The sequence below is a fragment of the Zunongwangia sp. SCSIO 43204 genome, assembly GCF_019904275.1.
GTDB classification, from domain to species: domain Bacteria; phylum Bacteroidota; class Bacteroidia; order Flavobacteriales; family Flavobacteriaceae; genus Zunongwangia; species Zunongwangia mangrovi.
This window is the reverse complement of the sequence record NZ_CP063204.1, coordinates 108,275-125,700: the sequence shown is the minus strand read 5'-3', so window position 1 is coordinate 125,700 and position 17,426 is coordinate 108,275. Positions and strand designations below refer to the sequence as shown.

At 35.7% G+C, this 17,426-nt stretch carries 13 protein-coding genes; 8 read left to right on the top strand and 5 right to left on the bottom strand.

The window, feature by feature from the left end:
* Window positions 1-15: 15 nt before the first annotated feature.
* Window positions 16-1,329, bottom strand: a complete 1,314-nt coding sequence (locus INR75_RS00620) for a D-alanyl-D-alanine carboxypeptidase/D-alanyl-D-alanine-endopeptidase (protein ID WP_223090361.1) — start codon at window positions 1,327-1,329, stop codon at window positions 16-18.
* Between the two features lie 159 nt (window positions 1,330-1,488).
* On the opposite strand from INR75_RS00620, the gene INR75_RS00615 reads away from it, so the two are divergent.
* The 3 genes from INR75_RS00615 (at window position 1,489) to INR75_RS00605 (ending at window position 6,914) form a co-directional block, all read left to right on the top strand.
* Window positions 1,489-4,671, top strand: a complete 3,183-nt coding sequence (locus INR75_RS00615; RefSeq protein WP_223090360.1) for a SusC/RagA family TonB-linked outer membrane protein — start codon at window positions 1,489-1,491, stop codon at window positions 4,669-4,671.
* A gap of 12 nt (window positions 4,672-4,683) precedes the next feature.
* Complete coding sequence (locus INR75_RS00610) at window positions 4,684-6,075, top strand: SusD/RagB family nutrient-binding outer membrane lipoprotein (RefSeq protein WP_255584607.1); 1,392 nt, start codon at window positions 4,684-4,686, stop codon at window positions 6,073-6,075.
* Window positions 6,076-6,281: 206 nt separating this feature from the next.
* Window positions 6,282-6,914, top strand: coding sequence for a 7-carboxy-7-deazaguanine synthase QueE (locus INR75_RS00605; protein WP_223090359.1), 633 nt, complete (start codon window positions 6,282-6,284; stop codon window positions 6,912-6,914).
* Between the two features lie 49 nt (window positions 6,915-6,963).
* Here the strand turns inward: INR75_RS00605 and INR75_RS00600 are convergent, their stop codons facing one another.
* A complete protein-coding gene (locus tag INR75_RS00600) occupies window positions 6,964-7,521 on the bottom strand; it encodes a DUF2911 domain-containing protein (protein WP_223090358.1) in 558 nt (185 codons plus the stop codon).
* A gap of 472 nt (window positions 7,522-7,993) precedes the next feature.
* Between INR75_RS00600 and gyrB the strand changes: the two genes are divergently transcribed.
* The 5 genes from gyrB (at window position 7,994) to INR75_RS00575 (ending at window position 15,706) form a co-directional block, all read left to right on the top strand.
* Entirely contained in the window at window positions 7,994-9,934 is a 1,941-nt protein-coding gene (gene gyrB / locus INR75_RS00595; protein WP_223090357.1) for a DNA topoisomerase (ATP-hydrolyzing) subunit B, read from the top strand.
* A 196-nt stretch (window positions 9,935-10,130) separates the two neighbouring features.
* Window positions 10,131-11,057, top strand: coding sequence for a malate dehydrogenase (gene mdh, locus INR75_RS00590; RefSeq protein WP_223090356.1), 927 nt, complete (start codon window positions 10,131-10,133; stop codon window positions 11,055-11,057).
* 162 nt (window positions 11,058-11,219) lie between these two features.
* On the top strand, window positions 11,220-14,210 hold the full coding sequence (gene secDF / locus INR75_RS00585) for a protein translocase subunit SecDF (RefSeq protein ID WP_223090355.1): 2,991 nt from the start codon (window positions 11,220-11,222) through the stop codon (window positions 14,208-14,210).
* 149 nt (window positions 14,211-14,359) lie between these two features.
* A complete protein-coding gene (locus INR75_RS00580; RefSeq protein WP_223090354.1) occupies window positions 14,360-15,181 on the top strand; it encodes a helix-turn-helix domain-containing protein in 822 nt (273 codons plus the stop codon).
* Window positions 15,182-15,322: 141 nt separating this feature from the next.
* Complete coding sequence (locus INR75_RS00575; RefSeq protein ID WP_223090353.1) at window positions 15,323-15,706, top strand: VOC family protein; 384 nt, start codon at window positions 15,323-15,325, stop codon at window positions 15,704-15,706.
* Between the two features lie 80 nt (window positions 15,707-15,786).
* On the opposite strand, the gene INR75_RS00570 is transcribed toward INR75_RS00575, so the two are convergent.
* The 3 genes from INR75_RS00570 to yidD form a co-directional block, all read right to left on the bottom strand.
* Window positions 15,787-16,269, bottom strand: coding sequence for a DUF192 domain-containing protein (locus tag INR75_RS00570; RefSeq protein WP_370629869.1), 483 nt, complete (start codon window positions 16,267-16,269; stop codon window positions 15,787-15,789).
* Window positions 16,269-17,099: a prolipoprotein diacylglyceryl transferase gene (lgt, locus tag INR75_RS00565; protein WP_223090352.1), complete on the bottom strand. Its 831-nt coding sequence runs from the start codon at window positions 17,097-17,099 to the stop codon at window positions 16,269-16,271. Before lgt ends, INR75_RS00570 begins: the two co-directional genes overlap by 1 nt.
* A gap of 101 nt (window positions 17,100-17,200) precedes the next feature.
* Window positions 17,201-17,425, bottom strand: a complete 225-nt coding sequence (gene yidD, locus INR75_RS00560) for a membrane protein insertion efficiency factor YidD (protein ID WP_223090351.1) — start codon at window positions 17,423-17,425, stop codon at window positions 17,201-17,203.
* Between the last annotated feature and the right edge of the window lies 1 nt (window position 17,426).

The following is a 17,426-nucleotide window of genomic DNA, read 5'->3' as shown; positions in this document are numbered from 1 at the left end:
ATGAGGTTTTCAAGATTAGTATTGATCGCGAACAGTGGTTAAAATTTCTTCCATAGCTTGTTTTAGCTGCGAAGTAGGCACGGTATAATTACTGTTCATAAAACTAAAATATAAAGTTTTTCCGCTTTTCGTAATTAAGAGTCCGCTTAAGGAATGATTGTTTCTAAGCGTTCCCGTTTTAGCGTAAATATAAGTTTTGTTTGATTTATAGTGATTTTTAAGCGTTCCAGATTCTCCGCCGGCAGGAAGCAGTGATTTGAATTTTTCTTCGCCAATTTCATCAGTGATCTTAGAAATTAGTTTCACAACACTACGAGGGGTAAAAAGATTATATCGCGTTAAGCCAGAGCCATCGTGCCAGTTTATTTTGTCTGGCAGGTCATTGAGTAAATTTTTCTGAGCGTAATTAATGGCGATATCAGTGGCTAAAGTATCTGAAATAATTCCTGCGGAAACCAACAAAAGTTGTTCTGCAATAAAATTATCGCTTTCCTGAAGCATTTTTTTATACAAACTATCTGAAGCTTCATTGTAAATTGTTTGGTCTAGATCTATATTTTCAGGTTTTTGGGGCGAGATCATCACTTCTTTTCTAAGCGTATCGCTTAATAGTTTAGCTGAAGTATATGCTGAAGTAATAAAGGGTACTAATCGAGTGGATGCTTCAGTTCTTTTTTCACTTTTATACCTGAAAATGTTCGAATCGATATCCCGGTAAACTCCGGCGCCTAAACTTTTGGTTTTTTCAGTAGAAATAGAATCATCAAAAACATCTGGAAAGCTTTTCGATGAATTTTGATCTTTTTTGAATTCAAATTCAGCTATATTTCCATAAAGCGGCAAAGCATTTCTTTCCGCAGAATAATAGCTATTATAATCGTCCCACGCCCAGCCTGGCCCAAATTTGGATTCAGTGAAATTTGACGAAAGGAGAAACAATTTTTTATCTGAATTTCGTAAAAAATCGAGTGTTTTTTCAGAATTAAAGTCGGCATAAAGAAATCCGGGATCGCCGGTGCCTTTAAAAATGAGACTGTCGCCGTAAATCGTATATTTTATGCTGGGAATGGAGTCTCCAATAATCTTTAGAGCAGTATAAAACGTAAATAATTTGGTATTAGAAGCCGGAGTGAAATATTTGTCTCCATTTTTATCGAATATCGTCTTGTTGGATTCAGGATCGTAAATCACCAAACCTGCAAAGCCTTGTTTAAAGGCCGGAGAATTTTCAAAAACCCGGTTTACATTTTTTGTGGTTTTTAAAGAAGCACAGCTAAAGCAGGAAATTAGCGAAAGTACAGTTATAAGGTATTTTATTTTTATTTGCATTTTATTTAAACTTAACGTATTTAAAATAAGGAATTTAAGGTCTTTTGTGTTCTGTTTGAATTTTTAATAAAAGTGGTGCTTATCATAGTTTTTTATGTGAAAAAAATCTTAAAATACGTATATTTCTTTCTGTAATCTCAAAATTTAACACAAAAAGGAATGGAGAAAAAATTTACTTTTTTAGCTCTCTTGAGCTTTATGTTTACTACTACCTTTTTTGCGCAAAATCAAATTGTCTCTGGTACAGTGAAAGTCGCAGAAGATAATATGCCTTTGCCAGGAGTAAATGTTATTGTTAAAGGAACCAGTAATGGTACTGTTACAGACATGCAAGGTAGCTATAGTTTAGAAGTACCGCCAAATTCTATTTTGGTATTTTCAGCAATCGGTTTCGTAAGCCAGGAAATAGAAATTGACGGTCAGGAAGAATTAGACGTGAGTTTGGTTCAGGATACAGAAAGTCTCGATGAAGTTGTGGTAACGGCCTTGGGAATTTCGAGGAACAAAAAGTCCTTAGGTTACGCTACACAGGAAGTCGAGGGAGAAGACTTAAATCTTACTAACCAGCAAAATGTTCTTGGAACTTTGTCTGGAAGAATAGCAGGTGTTCAGGTGACAGGCTCATCTGGGGCTAGTATGGGCGGAACCCAGAAAATTAAAATTAGAGGTGTAAATTCTATTAACGGTGGAGATGAGCCATTGATTGTTATTGATGGAACACCAATATCCAATAGTAATTTTTCTGGGAGTGCAGGTGCAGATTATGGAAATCTGGCACAGGATATAAATCCCAGCGATATAGAATCTGTAAATGTTTTAAAAGGTCCGGCAGCATCAGCACTGTATGGTATTAGGGGACAATATGGTGTGATCATGATCACTACCAAAAAAGGTAAAAAGGGACCAAAAGATGTTAGAGTTCAGGTGAATTCTTCATTAATGTTAGAGTTTGCTGGAAATTTTCTTCCGAAACAAAACATGTATGGTGGGGGATCCAGCCAAACATTTAGGACATTGGCCAACGGTGACCCTTATGTAGATTTAAGTGTTGATGAAAGCTGGGGGCCAAGGATGGATGGTACGCCTGTTCGCCAGGTGTTTAGTTTTTATCCGCAGGATCCTACTTATGGTCAATTAACTCCTTTCATTCCGCATCCAGATAATATTGAAAATTATTATGAAACCGGAGTTAATTTAAATAACGGGGTCACGGTATCTGGAGGAAACGAAAATACGACATACCGTTTGAGTCTTAATGATACAAGAATTGAAGGGATTGAGCCAAATACAGAGTTAAAAAGAAATAATCTAGGTGTTAATGCGAGCCTTGATTTAGCTGAAAATATTACAGTTTCAACAAATATTAATTATGCGAGAAATGATGCTCAAAGACCGGGTCAGGGTTCTGAATATGGAGTAGCATATTTTAACCAGTGGTTTCAAAGAAATCTGGATATGACCAGATTGAAGGATTATATGTATGATGATGGAACGATACTACACTGGAATTTGAGAAGACCAAATTCTGATACTGGTGAAATCACAAATTTTGATCCATTATACTGGAACAATCCTTACTTTAATGCATATGAGAACTTATCAAATGATAGTAGAGATCGATTTTTTGGTGATGTGACATTGAGTTACAATATTTTACCAGAATTAGAGATAAGAGGAGCTATTAGATCAGATATGTATACTCAAAATATCGAAAATCGTACTGCATTTGGTGGTACTGGTTTGCCGGCCTATTCTGTAGGTAAATATCAAAATAAGGAATGGAATTATGAACTACTGGCACAGTACAATAAAAAGTTTGGTGGTATTTCGCTAGACGGAACGCTAGGTGGAAATATCTATAATAGGAATTATTCTTATTTATCGCAGGCAACTGTTGGTGGGCTTTCGGCTCCTGGATTTTACAATATAGATGCTTCGATAGACCGTCCATCGACAACTTCTTATAAATTAGAAAAACAGATACGCAGCCTTTTTGCGATGGTTTCTTTAGGATATTTGGATACTTATTTCTTAGATGCTTCTATTCGGAACGATAATTCTTCGGCGTTGCCAGAAGATAATAATTCCTATTGGTATCCTTCGGTTTCGGGTAGTTTGGTGTTTAGTGAACTTGTTAATTGGGAGGTGCTTTCATTTGGTAAATTTAGAGCAAGTTATGCTCAGGCAGGATCAGACCTGAGTCCATATAGAACTACCGTAGCTTACGGTGTAGGAACTGTGTATAACGGTGTGAACACGCTATATGTACCAGATAATTTAAATAACCCTGATATAGAACCTTCGTTTTCGCATTCTTATGAAACAGGATTAGATCTTCAGTTTTTTGGAAATAGATTAGGTTTAAATTTTACTTATTATAAACAACGAAACAAAAACCAGATCATTAGTTTAGATGTTTCAGGTGCTAGTGGATATGGGTCGAGTACTATTAATGCCGGGCTAATTGAAAATGATGGTATAGAAATAAGTTTATCAGGAAAACCTATTCAATCAAATGATTTTAGCTGGGAGGCTATTTTTAATATTAGCCAAAATAAAAGTGAAGTAGTGGAACTCGCTCCTGGTATCGATGTTTATAATTATGGTTCGACAACTTATTCTAGCGTGAGTAGTTATCTAAATTCTTATGAAGGAAAGCCATTTGGGAGTCTGGTAGGACAGGCTTATCAAAGAGACGAAGCTACTGGAGACATTTTAGTTGATGGAAATGGTATGCCGTTATATACTGACGCGACTTACGATTTTGGAACAGTATTGCCAGATTTTACAGGAGGTTTTCAAAATACTATTAGATGGAAGAATCTAAGCCTTAATGCTATGATCGATTTTCAGGGGGGAGGACAATTTTTTAGTCGTTCTAAGATGTTAGGAGTAAGAACAGGGCAAGATCCATTAACCGTGGCGACTAATGAAAATGGGATGAATGTTAGAGATCCATTGGAAGATGGTGGAGGAGTTCTGGTTACCGGTATATCGGCAGAAACCGGAGAGCGAGTAGAAAATTTTTTAGATGCTCGATCGTATTACAGAAATGTTTTAGGTCGAAGAATTTACGAAGAATGGTTGTACGATGCTTCATATATCAAATTGAGTGAAGTCCGATTTGGATATACATTTGGAACAAAAACAATGGAAATGTTGCCTTTTGATTCTGTTAATATAGCTTTAATAGCTCGTAATCCTGCAATGATTTGGCAAAATGCGCCAGATGGTATCGACCCTTCGGCGATTTCTACAGGTTCACAGTCTATAAGTTGGTATGAGTCTGGGCAGTTAGCCACGGTTAGATCTTACGGAATCAATCTAAATATCACATTTTAAGAAAAAATAAAAATGATGAAAAAAATATATATAATTCTATTTCTGGCTTTGGCTTTTCAAAGCTGTGATAATTTTGATGAGGATATTAATATAAATCCAAATTTACCCAGCCAGGCTTCAGGTACTCAATTAATAGCAAACGCTGAACTTTATTTGCCAGGCTTGTCATCATCGCCCAGAGGTGAATTTCTTGCACAATATTTAGCAGAAACTCAGTATGTTGGAACTTCATTATATCCGCAGGAGAGTACAAGTTTTTATTCGTACTATCAGGGGCCTTTAGAAAATTTACAAACCGTATTAAATAATCAGGATAATCTTAGCTCTACAGAAGGCCCTGTGAATAATCAGGTTGCTGTTGCTAAAATTCTAAGAGCTTATTTTTATTGGAATGTAACAGATCGCTGGGGTGATATCCCTTATAATGAAGCTTTAATGGGGTCAGAGAATTTTACCCCTTCTTACGACACTCAGGAGTCGATTTATTTAGATTTATTCGAAGAATTAAAAGAAGCTACATCTATTATGGTTTCTGGAAGTATTAGTAATGATATTGTTTATGATGGCGACATGGAGAATTGGCGCCTGCTCGCAAATACAATTAGGTTGTTTATGGCTTTAAGATTATCTGAAGTCGATCCTGATCTTGCTCAGACTGAATTCGCTGATGCTTTAGACGATGGGGTTATTATGGAAAATGCTGATAATTTGGTGTATTACCATTTGGCAGAAGCAAATAATCAAAATTACTGGTATGGCCAGATTGTAGATCGAAACAGAGAATGGTGGGCATTAACTGAAAAACTGGTTACAGAGATGTTACCTTATAATGACCCAAGGTTACAAGTTTATGGGGATCCGGCTAGAGCAAGCGATGCTTATGTAGGTTTGCGATTTGGAGAAGAAGAAGCTATAGGAACTGAAGAATATTCTCTATTAGGTTCAGATATTTATGCACAGGATGCACCTGTATATCTGGTTACTTCGGCGCAGGTCTATTTTGCTATTGCTGAAGCTGTTTCACGTGGATGGGTCGCAGGAAGTGCTGAAGAGAACTATAATATGGCAATTGAGCAGTCAATTATGCAATGGACTGGTAGTGATGCTGGTGTTACCTCATTTCTAAATCAGCCAGAAGTAGCTTTCGATTCTAGTAACGCAATAGAAAGCATCGCAAATCAAAGATGGGTTCATTTATATATGCATGGATATGAAGCATGGTCTGAATGGAGAAGAACAGGTTTTCCAACTGGTTTTGAATCTCCTAATGGAGCAGAAATTCCTTTACGCTTAAGTTACCCGGATAATGAATCATTTAATAACTCAGAGAATTATGAAGAAGCGGTAAGCCGTCAGTTTGATGGAGAAGATTTGATTTATGGTCAGGTCTGGTGGGATCAATAAGTCTTTTTCCTAAATTTTATTCTTTCAGACTAGTTTAAAAATAGATGTTTTTTCAGAGGGAACTATGCTAAGTCGATTCAATTTCAAGAAGAGGAAAAGTATTTTAAAAATTTCTATTGAATTTTAGTAGGAGGACTGTAGATGCGTTTTATATTTATGGATACAGCTGGTAGCATAAAGTTAAAGATTCTATATCTTTGCAGGCTATGATTACAGAAGAAACACAGGAGTTGGTAGATAGAGGTATTATGCTTCCATTGATGGAGGAATTTTATACCATTCAGGGTGAAGGATTTCATAAAGGGACTGCTGCTTATTTTATTAGAATTGGCGGTTGTGATGTAGGTTGCCACTGGTGTGATGTTAAAGAAAGCTGGGATGCAGGTTTACATCCGCCAACACATGTTGGTGAGATTGTAGAAAATGCAGTGAAATATAGTAAAACTATTGTAGTTACTGGAGGAGAACCCTTAACCTGGGATATGAATACGCTTACTGATAATCTTAAAAAGCAGGGCTGCCAGATTCATATAGAAACTTCTGGTGCTTATCCCTTAACAGGAACCTGGGATTGGATTTGCCTTTCTCCTAAAAAAATAAAATTACCAGAACCGGAGATATATCCTGTTGCAAATGAACTAAAAGTGATCATTTTCAATAAGCATGATTTTAAGTTTGCCGAAGAACAAGCTGCTCAGGTTGGTAAAGATTGTATTTTGTATATGCAACCTGAATGGAGCAACCGTGATAAGATGATTCCGCTTATCGTAGATTACGTGATGAAGAATCCTAGATGGAAAGTGTCCTTGCAAACGCATAAATACTTAAATATACCGTAAATAAAAAAGCCGCTAAATAAGCGGCTTTTTTATGAAATATTATTCTGTTTTAATTGGCTACCTTAATTGGAACTTTTACATATTTCTTGTCCCATCCGATAAGTAGATTAGCACTATTTTCAGTATCTTTTTCAAAGGACATAGATAAGGCATTTACAGCATTCTGCATAGATCTTACTGGAACATTTACCCTTACTAGATCTAGTTTTTCACTATACTCGTAAGCTCCCCATGTAAGCGTTTTTCTATTTAAAATGATTGTCCATTCTTTTTCTTCTGGGATAGAGTATAAAGTATAGGTCCCAGCATCTACTTTTGCTCCTGCGATCTCAACATTTTTATAGAAGGTTACTTCTGTTGCTTCGTTGGCACCAGTTCTCCAAACTTCACCATAAGGTACTAACTTTCCAAAAACTTCACGATCTCTTCGTTGTGGTCTACTATAGATTACCCTAGCGATAGGCTCGTTGTTATCATTGCGATACAAAGCAATATCCATTGGACTAACATCCATCTTAGCGAAATTAGGACCTTGGGTTTGAGCAATCACACTGTTTGAATTGCTAAGCCCAAAAGCTAACATCGTCAATATCAATAGTTTTTTCATAATACTGTTATTATTTATGTTTCGAGTAAATATAATAGCTACATAAAATTATGATGTTTAGAACCTGTTAAAATTTAAGAAAGTTACATTGGTAAAGTGAATCTGGATAATCTTGAAAATTACGTTTATAGGATTTTTTAATTAGTCCTTTTGTCTTCTTAATTGTAATTAAAATTCTGCATAGTATTTAATAAGTGTAAGTTCTGTTTCATATTTGTGTCAGAATTTTAAAGTCACAGTTAAAGGATTTGTTTGGATTTTAGTTCATCTTTCTGTGAAACCATAAAATATTAAAGTAAACGTGTGGTTTGTTATGCCCGTGACGCTTGGATTTTTCCTGTTGTGTCATGGGCTTTTTTTGCACAAATTGTTGATAACTTAAAGGCTTTGTAGTCAGGTATTGGTTTAAAGAAATTAACGTTTTGTTATATTTGTTCGTTATTCAAAAAGAGACGAATTTAATTAACATAATATGAGCGAAGAAGCCAAAGGGAAAAAGTATTCGGCGGATAGTATACAGGCGCTAGAAGGAATGGAGCATGTTCGCATGCGACCTTCGATGTATATTGGAGATACTGGTGTAAGAGGATTACACCATTTGGTGTATGAAGTTGTTGATAACTCGATCGATGAGGCCTTAGCGGGACATTGTGACTCTATTAAAGTTGACATAAACGAAGATAATTCGATTACTGTAGAGGATAATGGTCGTGGTATTCCTATCGATCTTCATAAAAAAGAAGGAGTATCTGCACTAGAGGTTGTGATGACCAAAATTGGTGCAGGAGGTAAATTTGATAAAGATTCTTATAAAGTTTCCGGAGGTCTTCACGGTGTAGGGGTAAGTTGTGTAAACGCTTTGTCTACACATTTAAAAGCTACAGTTTACAGAGATGGTCAAATCTGGGAACAAGAATATGAAATAGGAAAACCTTCGTATCCTGTAAAACCTGTTGGAGAAACAGATCTTAGTGGTACGATCGTTACTTTTAAGCCAGATCCATCTATATTTCAGCAAACTTTAGAGTATAGTTACGAGACTTTGGCTAAACGTATGCGAGAGCTTGCGTTTCTTAATAGAGGTATAAAAATTGTTCTTACCGATAAAAGAGAGAAAGACGAAAAGGGAGAGTTTGTTTCTGAAGTTTTTCATTCTGAAGAAGGACTCAAAGAATTTATTCGCTTCTTAGACGGTACCAGAGAGCCTATTATTGCTGATGTAGTTAGCATGGAAGGTGAGAAGAATGGTATCCCTGTTGAGGTAGCGATGGTTTATAACGATACTTTTAACGAAAACCTTCATTCTTACGTAAATAATATTAATACCCACGAAGGGGGGACGCATTTATCTGGTTTTAGAAGAGGGTTAACTACGACCTTAAAGAAATATGCGGATGCTTCAGGTTTGCTTGAAAAGGTGAAATTTGAGGTTACAGGAGATGATTTTAGAGAAGGTCTTACTGCGATTATTTCTGTAAAGGTTGCAGAACCTCAGTTTGAAGGACAAACCAAAACAAAATTAGGAAACCGAGAAGTGACTTCAGCGGTATCTCAGGCAGTTTCAGAAATGTTAGAAAACTATCTTGAGGAAAATCCTAATGATGCCAAAACTATTGTTCAAAAAGTAATTCTTGCTGCTCAGGCACGTAACGCTGCGAAAAAAGCCCGCGAAATGGTGCAGCGTAAAACAGCCATGAGTATCGGGGGATTACCTGGGAAATTATCAGACTGTTCAGAGCAGGATGCAGAAAAATGTGAAGTATTTCTTGTAGAGGGAGATTCTGCAGGGGGTACAGCAAAGCAAGGACGAGATCGTAATTTTCAGGCTATTTTGCCGCTTAGAGGTAAGATTCTTAACGTAGAAAAGGCGATGTCTCATCGTGTTTTCGATAACGAGGAAATTAAGAATATTTATACGGCTCTTGGTGTTACCATTGGAACTGAAGAAGATAGTAAAGCCTTAAACCTATCTAAGCTACGTTATCACAAAATTGTAATTATGTGTGATGCGGATGTTGATGGTAGTCACATTGAAACACTTATTTTGACCTTCTTCTTCAGGTATATGAAAGAGCTTATCGAGCAAGGGCATATCTATATCGCGACACCACCGCTTTATCTTGTAAAGAAAGGTAGTAAGAAACGTTACGCCTGGAATGAAGAAGAGCGTGATGAGATAGCAGCAGAATATAGTGGAGGTATTCAAATTCAGCGATACAAAGGTCTTGGAGAGATGAATGCTGAACAGCTATGGGACACTACCATGGATCCTGAGCGTAGAAAACTTCGCCAGGTTACTATCGATAATAGTGGAGAGGCAGATCGTATATTCTCAATGTTAATGGGAGATGAGGTTCCGCCACGTAGAGAATTTATCGAGAAGAATGCGAAATACGCTAATATTGATGCGTAATCAATCTTATTTAATAGTTTCATGAAAAAGGTCTGGAATTTTCCAGGCCTTTTTTGTTTTGATGAATCTGCAGTTTTCGAAATGTAAATACTTTAAATATTAGCATATAGTCTTCAAGTATTTAACCGGTCTTTATTAGTAATCCATCGTCATTATTCGTATTTTTGGATTAGTTATTAATCGATAAATTCATAAAATGAAAGTTACAGTAGTAGGAGCTGGTTCAGTAGGTGCTAGCTGCGCTGAATACGTTGCCATTAAGAACTTCGCATCAGAAGTTGTTTTATTAGATATTAAAGAAGGATATGCTGAAGGTAAAGCGATGGACCTTATGCAAACTGCTTCTTTAAATAGTTTTGACACTAAGATTACCGGGAGTACAAATGAATACTCTAAAACTGCAGGTAGTGATGTAGCGGTAATTACAAGTGGTATCCCAAGAAAACCAGGTATGACTCGTGAAGAGCTTATCGGTATAAATGCAGGTATTGTAAAAGAAGTTGCTGGAAACCTTATTAAGCACTCTCCAGATGTTACTTTAATTGTGGTAAGTAACCCAATGGATACAATGACTTATTTAGTGCATAAAACCACTGGTCTTCCTAAGAATAAAATTATAGGAATGGGTGGTGCATTAGATAGTGCTCGTTTTAAGTATAGATTAGCCGAAGCTTTAGAAGCTCCAATTTCTGACGTAGACGGAATGGTAATTGGTGGTCACAGTGATACAGGTATGGTACCTTTAACAAGATTGGCTACTCGTAATAGTATCCCGGTTTCAGCATTTCTTTCAGAAGACCGTTTAAATCAAGTTTCTGAAGATACGAAAGTAGGAGGTGCCACCTTAACCAAATTATTAGGAACAAGTGCATGGTACGCTCCAGGAGCTGCTGTATCAGCATTAGTTCAGGCAATAGCATGTGATCAAAAGAAAATCTTCCCATGTTCAGCTTTCTTAGAAGGTGAATATGGTTTAAGCGATATCTCTATAGGAGTACCAGCCGTTATTGGTAAAGATGGGTTAGAAAAGATCGTTGAGATCGAATTGAACGATGCAGAAAAAGCAAAAATTCAGGAAAGTGCAGCCGGTGTTACAAAGACTAATGGTCTATTAGAGTTGTAATTTCTCAAAGCATAACGATAAAGCAAAAAGCCACATTTTTTGTGGCTTTTTTTTATGTTTAAAAGTTAAAATTTTCAAAAAGAAATTATTGGGATTTCATTATTGAAACGCTATATTTGTCCGTTTTTAAAAAAGACCTATAAAATTATAATTTGAGGAATAATGCAGAATAAAGGACTTATCAAAGTTTTTGCAATTTTATTTGGTTTAGTATGTATCTATCAACTATCGTTTACATACCTAACTAATAATGTTGAAAGTGAAGCAGAAGAATTTGCCGCTCAGAAGATTGACGAGAGTGTAGAGAATTATTCAGATTTAAGAGATCAGGCAGAGCAGCAATATCTTGATTCTATTGGGAATGAAGAAATTATTGCCGGTATCTCTTATAATGATGCTAAGGATAAAGAATTAAACAAAGGTCTTGACCTTAAAGGAGGGATCAACGTTATCTTACAAATCTCTGTAGAAGATATTATTAGAGGCTTAGCTAACGATTCTAAAGACCCTGCATTTAATAAAGCACTTACCGAAGCTAGAGAGGAATCAGTTACAAGTCAGGATGATTTTATCGATATTTTCTTTGAAAAATTTGATGCTATCCCAGATGCGCAATTAGCTTCTCCAGATATTTTCGCGAATAAGACCTTAAGCGACGATATTACTTACGATATGTCTAATGATCAGGTTAAGCCTATTATTAGAAGAAAAGTAGATGAGTCTATTACTTCTGCTTTCGAAGTATTACGTAAGCGTATCGATAAGTTTGGCGTAACTCAGCCAAATATCCAGCGTTTAGGAAATTCTGGTAGAATTTTAGTAGAACTTCCTGGAGCAAAGGACGTAAATCGTATTCAGAATTTATTGCAGAGTACAGCTCAGTTAGAATTCTGGCACGTATTTAAAAATAACGAATTTGGAGGATTTTTAGCTCAGGCTAATCAGGTTTTAAAAGATGTTGTTTCTGAAGAGGAGGAAGCAACCGAAGTTGAAGATACTACAGCACAATCTGATAGTGATATCGACGATCTTTTAGCTAATGCTGAAGATAGTACCGCAGTACAAACTAATAATCCATTATTTGATCTGGTAATTGGACCAGGCGCACAGGGAGGTCCTGTTTTAGCATACTTTAATGTGCAGGATACCGCTAAAGTAAACGATTATTTAGCAATGCCACAGGTAAGAAACCTACTTCCTGCAGAGCAACGCTATGCTAATTTTGTTTGGGGTGTTCCAGATGATGAGACTAATGCTACTGGATTATATGCTTTAAAATCAAATAGAGATAACGAACCTCCATTAAGTGGAAGTGTAATTACAGATGCACAGCAAACTTACGATCAGGTTGGTCGTGTTGCGGTTTCTATGCAAATGGATGGAACAGGAGCTAAGATCTGGGAAGAAATGACAGGTTATGCTTCTAATAATCAAACTCAAATTGCTATTGTTTTAGATAACGTGGTGTATTCTGCGCCTGGTGTTTCTACCGGAGCAATTTCTGGAGGTAGAAGTGAGATCACTGGAGACTTCAGTATCGAAGAAGGAAAAGATTTAGCGAACGTTCTTAGAGCAGGTAAACTTCCTGCTTCCGCAGAAATTATTCAAAGCGAGATCGTAGGACCTTCATTAGGGCAGGAAGCGATCGATAGTGGTATGTTATCTTTTGCTATTGCATTGGTATTGGTGCTTCTTTGGATGATCTTCTATTACGGTAAAGCAGGTGTTTTTGCAGATGTTGCTTTGATCGTAAACATATTATTCATCTTCGGAGTTTTAGCTGGTCTTGGTGCTGTACTTACATTGCCTGGTATTGCAGGTATTGTATTAACTATAGGTATGTCTGTAGATGCGAACGTTCTTATTTTTGAAAGGATTAAAGAAGAGCTTGCTAAAGGGAAGTCTCAGGCAGAAGCCATAAAAGACGGATTTAGTAATGCATTATCTTCTATCTTAGATGCGAATATTACTACAGGTCTTACAGGTTTTATTCTTTTAATTTTAGGAACAGGCCCAATTAAAGGTTTTGCAACTACTTTATTAATAGGTATTGCTACCTCTTTATTTACCGCAATTTTCATTACTCGATTATTTATCGATGGTTATGGTAAAAATGGTAAGTCATTAGAGTTTGCAACTGGGGTTACTAAAAACCTTTTCAAAGGAATGAATAGTGATTTCCTTGGAAAAAGAAAAGTGGCTTACATCATTTCAGGAATATTGATCGTAGTAAGTTTAGGATCTTTATTCACTCAGCAGTTAAATTTAGGTGTCGATTTTGTTGGAGGTCGTACTTACACCGTTAGATTCGATCAGGATGTGAGTCCTACTGAAGTTCAGAGTGTTTTAGAGGAAAGATTTGGCAATGCAGAAGCTAAAACTTTTGGTCCTAATAACCAGCTTAAAATTACGACTAACTATAAAGTAGATGAAGAAGGTACTGGTGTAGATGAAGAAATTCAGGAAGGATTATTTGAAAGTCTTCAGGATTATCTGCCTTCTAATATTACAGAAGATGAATTTATCAATGGTTCTTCAGATAAAACTGTAGGTATTATGGAATCTATGAAAGTAGGTCCTACCATTGCAGAAGATATTAAGGCAGCATCATTTTGGGCTGTATTAGGTTCTCTAATCGTAGTATTCCTTTATATCTTATTAAGATTTAGAAAATGGCAATTTAGTTTAGGTGCGGTAGCAGCAGTATTCCACGATGTTTTAATCGTTCTTGGTGTATTCTCACTACTTTATAAATTCATGCCATTTAGTTTAGAAATTAATCAGGCATTTATAGCTGCGATATTGACGGTTATTGGTTATTCGCTGAATGATACAGTGGTTGTTTTCGATAGAATTAGAGAATTTGTAAATGAGCATACAAGCTGGGATCTTGGTAAAACAGTAAATGCTGCATTAAACAGTACTTTAAGCCGTACTTTAAATACCTCTTTAACTACCTTGGTAGTATTACTTGCGATCTTCATTTTTGGAGGAGAGAGTATTAGAGGCTTTATGTTTGCACTTATTGTTGGTGTGGTAGTAGGTACATATTCTTCTATCTTTATTGCAACACCAGTTATGTTTGATAGTGTGAAGAAAAAATCTTCACTTCAGGATAAAGAAAAAGAAGTTGAAGAAGAAGCTACGGCTTAATCTCAACTAAACTCTTAAATAAAAAAAAGCCTCGCAGTTTTACTGTGAGGCTTTTTTTATACTTTTTTGGCTCTTAATGTTTACTTTTAAAATGGTTTATTTCTATTTGTTAAAGTTGAAAATAAATTATTCTTGTGAATCCTGCGATTATGAAAGAGCTTGAAATGATAAGAGCATATTACAAGCCTATGCAGTCTAGTCTTGGGTTTAATGGAACATTACAGTCAAACATTTTATATCATGAAGTAACTCCAGCTAAAGCCGCTCATAATTTTGTGTATTGTTTTTGGCAGCTTAAGACATTAGAGCCATTAAAAAATGATTTTGTTTATAAAGTGGTTTCAGATGGTTGTATAGATATTTTCTTTGAGCATAATCATCCTGCTCAGAATTTTGTAATGGGCTTTTGTAAGACGTATACAGAGTTTCCTATTGGTAAATCTTTCGATTATGTTGGGGTTAGGTTTTTTCCTTCCGCTTTTCCGATTTTGTTTAATTTTAATGCTAAACTTTTAAGTGATAAATCGACCGAGTTGAAAAATATTCTTCCAGATTTATCAAATTGGATAAGCAAATCTATTTATTCTGAAGATTCGTTTAATGGAATTGTAGAGAAGTTGAATATTAAACTAGCAGAAATAATACGTAGCCGCCCTTTAATATACGATTCTCGCTTTTTTAAAGCACTTCAGATTATTTTTGAACACGATGGTTTTCTGGAAACTGAAACGCAATTAGATGCCGATTTAAGTTCGCGGCAATTACAGCGCATCTTTAATTATTTTATTGGTACCACAACAAAGTCTTTTAGTGACGTGGTTCGATTTCAATATATTTTGAATAAGAAATCTACGTTGGCAAATAAAGAAGATAAGTTATTTTATCTGGATGTGGGCTTTTATGATCAGGCTCATTTTATAAAGAATTTCAAGAAATTTTATGGGGTTACGCCCTCTGAAGCCTTTCGGTGATTTCAATTCCTGTCCGATTTTTACAATACTTCTATCTCATTCTCCACTATTTTTGGGCAATAAATAATCTTAAAATGAGAATTTTAATGCTATTGGCTATTCTTAGTATAAATATTGCTCAGGCTCAAAAAAACAAAAAATATGAAATTAAATGCAGGTATTATTACCCATAAATTAGTTGAAACTAAAGCTTTTTATACTGAAGTTTTAGATTTTGGTATTCGCTTTGAAAATGACTTTTATCTTTTAATGCATACGCCAAATGAATCTGCTGAAATAAGTTTTTTATTGCCAGGTCATCCTAGTCAGCAACCTATTTTTCAACCCGAATTTAATGGCAGGGGAGTTTACTTAACCTTGGAAGTTGATAATGTAGATGCAGTTTATAAACAAATGAAAGAAAAGGGAATTGCTATTGAAGTTGAACTGCGTGAAGAAGATTGGGGAGATCGTCATTTTGCCATAGTAGATCCCAATGGAATAGGAATCGATATTGTGACCTATTCTGCTCCTGAAGATAAATAATTTAGAAAAAAATAAGGGCTAAAAACAGCTAATATAGGCTGGTTCTAGCCCTTATTTTAGTTTATAACCTTATATCAATTTTACTGCGGAACACTAAAACGATCACCAGTTTTCAAATTCCAACGTTCAGACAAGCCTGCATTTATCTCTAAAATAAACTGTGCCGGAACTTCTGAAGGTAAAATACTTTCATCTAAAGGCTGTGCATCTTTTTGGAAGCTTACTATCGTGCTATCTGCATCAAAGAAAACCAGATCTAAAGGAATGTAGGTGTTTTTCATATAAAAGTTACGCATCGATTCTCGATTGTAAACAAAAAGCATTCCCTGGTTTTCTTCCATAGATTCACGGTACATTAAACCAGTTTCTCTAGAGTAATCGTCATCTGCAATTTCGATATCCAGCATATTAATAGTATCACCTTCCTTAGAAATTAAATAAAGATCTGCATCATCTCGAAATTCGATGTTTTCAGGCTCAATTTTTTTTTCTTCGTCATCTTTACAGGAGTTAAAGAAAAAGGTGGTTGCTGCTAATCCTAAAAATATGAATCGTTTTATCACTATTCTGTTGTGTTTTGCGGTTTTGCTTGTGGACGATACATAAAATAAAGTCCTGCAATAATAAATGGTATACTAAGCCATTGTCCTGTGTTTAGTAGCCAAGTAGCACGTTCTTCTACCTGGGCTTCTTTTACGAATTCTACAAAGAATCTAACGGTCCATAAAAGCACTAAAAATAAGCCGAAAATATATCCAATTTTGAATCTTTTATTGGTTTTCCAGTATAGATAATACAATAGAAGGAAGATTAAGAGGTAGCAAAAGCTTTCGTATAACTGCGCAGGATGTCGTGGAAATGATTCTCCTAAATTCTGAAATATTACTCCGTAATCACCTTCAGTTGGGATACCTATAATCTCTGAATTCATAAAATTACCAATTCGTACAAAAATACCTCCACTGGCCACAGGAATAACAATTCGGTCTAAAATCCATAAAACTGGCTTATCTAGAACCCGTTTTCTATATAAATACATTGCGGTGATAATTCCTATCGCAGCACCATGGCTAGCAAGTCCTCTGAAACCAGTAAATTGAAATTCAGGTTCAAATTTAACTGGTAAGAATATTTCTAATAAATGATCCTGAAAATAGTCCCAGTCGTAAAATAGAACATGTCCAAGACGAGCACCAATTAGGGTTGCTAGAACAGTGTATATAAAAAGCGAATCTAATTTTTCTAAAGCAATACCTTCGCGAGTGTATATCGCTTTCATGATATACCATCCCAAGCCAAATGCTATTAGAAACATGAGGCTGTAATAGTGAATGGTAAGTATTCCTAAATCTATCCCTTCAGAAGGGCTCCATCGAATGGCATTAATAAGCATTATTGTGAATTTCGGTTGAAATGTAAATATACATATTTGATAAAACTTCGCCTATAAAATGAAGTTTAATCGCTTTAGTAAGATCGTTTGATCGTGGCTGGTTATGGAACGGGATCGTAACCGCTGCCTCCCCAGGGATTACAACTAATAATACGTTTAAGGGATAACCATCCACCTTTAAAAAGGCCATGTTTTTTTAAAGCTTTGAGTGTGTAATTAGAACAGGTTGGGCTGTATCTACAGCTTGCAGGAGTAAGAGGGGAGATAAAATTCTGGTAGAACTTAACCAAAACAATAAATGGATAAATAAGCATTTTTTTAAGCATA